Here is a 1,872-nt window from a genome sequence, read left to right as displayed (position 1 = left end):
TTATAAATAAGTAAGGTGCCATTTTATCAGGCACCAATAAAATAAGAGTAAAACTAGATCAAAAAATATTAAAATATTTCCCGCGCCAGATATCCCATCATAGACCTCTGCCTGTTGTTTTCCATCGTCAGAATTCGAATCTTTAACAGATAATGATCGATACAAAAGATCGATAACTGATTATTGATAGGTTTTAGTAATCAAAACTTATTCAATCGATCGGTATTTAATTGGTTTAAACGATCGATTGTGTATTTGTGATAGATTGCATCTATCGTATTGTGCTTTTCGATCGGTACAAACGATATGACTGGGCATGAAAATAATTGAATTCTAAGACGTTTACAGGTCGATCGTAGATCTGTGCCATTGGTGAGGAAAAAATATGCGTAAGTTGATGTTAGCAGCAGGTCTTGCCGTCCTGCTTTCGGGTTGTAGTGATGATGGCATCTATGGCAACTATATCAATCAACAGTATGGCGTCAGACTTGATATTCAGAAAGACGTGATTAAGTTCCGTGATGGTGTTTTTACTGTTAAAAGCTGGGATGAAAGTAAGAAACCCGTTTATATCGCAAGAACGCAAAACAAAGATTTAGGCTCTTGGACTTTTAAAATCGAAAAAGTCAAAGATGGAGTTGTTTACCAAGGTGCGGTTTTTAAGAAGGATTAGGAAATGGAAAACAATACTATTCAATGCCCTTACTGTTTAAAAGAAAGTCAGAAAGGGGTTCACGTATGTACTGGCTGTCAAGCAACTGTATTATACGGTGCTCCTCCGGGTTGGTGTGTGTGTTTAGTTATACTTGGCACTTTTATAATGTCTATTTTGATCGGGCTGAGTGCAGGGATAGTTGCATTTAATATAAGTTTGTTTGTCATTGCGATTGTTGGGTTTATTATTAGCAAGTTGGCTTTCTCTGACAGGATTTCTTTCAGGCGAAGAATGTAAAATACGTCTTCCAAGGTGATGGCTCCCTACGTGAACCATCACCCATAACAAGTTTATTTATTCATTGCGTCATCAAGCACTAAATCGGAACCCGCTTGCGGGACCCCACGATTTAGCACTTGACGATTTGCCCCCGCTGCACGCAAAGCTACCAGAAGACAATATATTATTTACCCTATCTTTATTTGCATTTTATTTGTTGTGCAGTGTATTTATTTATGTAGCCGCTATTGACTAGATCTTATTATCGGTTATTTATTTAAATATAGGTTGAGTTCAGCTTTATTTTTGGCTTTTCGGAAACTGAGGCAAGGTGTAATCCCGTAGCCGGTATTATACCCAATCCTTCGGATTGCCCCCACGCGCTACGCTTGGAGGGTTGTTAAAAGATCTACCCTTCCGCCTGTTCCCCTTATCAAAGGGGAGGCGGTAAACCATACAGTTTTACATTTTAATAATGAACCAAGGAGTTATATATGGCATTACCTAAATATGCTAAAGATTTTGAACCTTTTACAGAAGAAGATTACACGCATATGAAATATTGCTTCAGATGTCAGAGAAAAAGAAAGGCAATATTATATGCTGATTTTGTGATTATTGATAGATTAGTAAAATGCGATCCTAACGTTTCAGACGCTCAAGCGTTTGATGATTGGGTGCGTGAAGAGACTGAACAAGTTGAAATATTACGTATCTTTTCTTCCTGCAAAAAATGCGGAAGCAGGAATGTTTTATGCGATTTTGACAGTTTATCAGATGATATTTTTGAAGAATATAAAATAAGAAATAAGGAGTAAATAAAATATGATGCTTATGTCTGTAGCAATGGTAATACTTTGTATTATGTTAGGCGGTTTTATGATTAGAAGCTGCACAGGAAAAACAAACTCTTCAAGCGAAGCAAAACAATCAATATC

Annotated in this window: 3 protein-coding genes; all 3 read left to right on the top strand. The window is 36.9% G+C overall.

The window, feature by feature from the left end; genetic code table 11:
• The first annotated feature begins 385 nt into the window (after nucleotides 1-385).
• The 3 genes from BIY29_RS19790 to BIY29_RS19780 all read left to right on the top strand — a co-directional run bounded on the left by BIY29_RS19790 (nucleotide 386) and on the right by BIY29_RS19780 (nucleotide 1,752).
• Nucleotides 386-673, top strand: a complete 288-nt coding sequence (locus BIY29_RS19790) for a hypothetical protein (RefSeq protein ID WP_121576709.1) — start codon at nucleotides 386-388, stop codon at nucleotides 671-673.
• 3 nt (nucleotides 674-676) lie between these two features.
• Nucleotides 677-952 (top strand): hypothetical protein, encoded by a 276-nt coding sequence (locus BIY29_RS19785; protein WP_121576708.1) that lies wholly within the window; start codon nucleotides 677-679, stop codon nucleotides 950-952.
• A gap of 476 nt (nucleotides 953-1,428) precedes the next feature.
• On the top strand, nucleotides 1,429-1,752 hold the full coding sequence (locus BIY29_RS19780; RefSeq protein WP_121576707.1) for a hypothetical protein: 324 nt from the start codon (nucleotides 1,429-1,431) through the stop codon (nucleotides 1,750-1,752).
• Nucleotides 1,753-1,872 lie beyond the last annotated feature (120 nt).

The sequence above is a fragment of the Brenneria alni genome, assembly GCF_003666245.1.
In the GTDB taxonomy this organism is placed as follows: domain Bacteria; phylum Pseudomonadota; class Gammaproteobacteria; order Enterobacterales; family Enterobacteriaceae; genus Brenneria; species Brenneria alni.
The sequence above is the reverse complement of the archived record's forward strand: the minus strand, read 5'-3'. Positions and strand labels throughout refer to the sequence as shown.

Excerpts from the sequence above, each read along its gene's own strand:
- BIY29_RS19785 (WP_121576708.1), top strand. The coding sequence starts at position 677 with ATGGAAAACAATACTATTCAATGCCCTTACTGTTTAAAAGAAAGTCAG.
- BIY29_RS19780 (WP_121576707.1), top strand. The coding sequence starts at position 1,429 with ATGGCATTACCTAAATATGCTAAAGATTTTGAACCTTTTACAGAAGAA.
- BIY29_RS19790 (WP_121576709.1), top strand. The coding sequence starts at position 386 with ATGCGTAAGTTGATGTTAGCAGCAGGTCTTGCCGTCCTGCTTTCGGGT.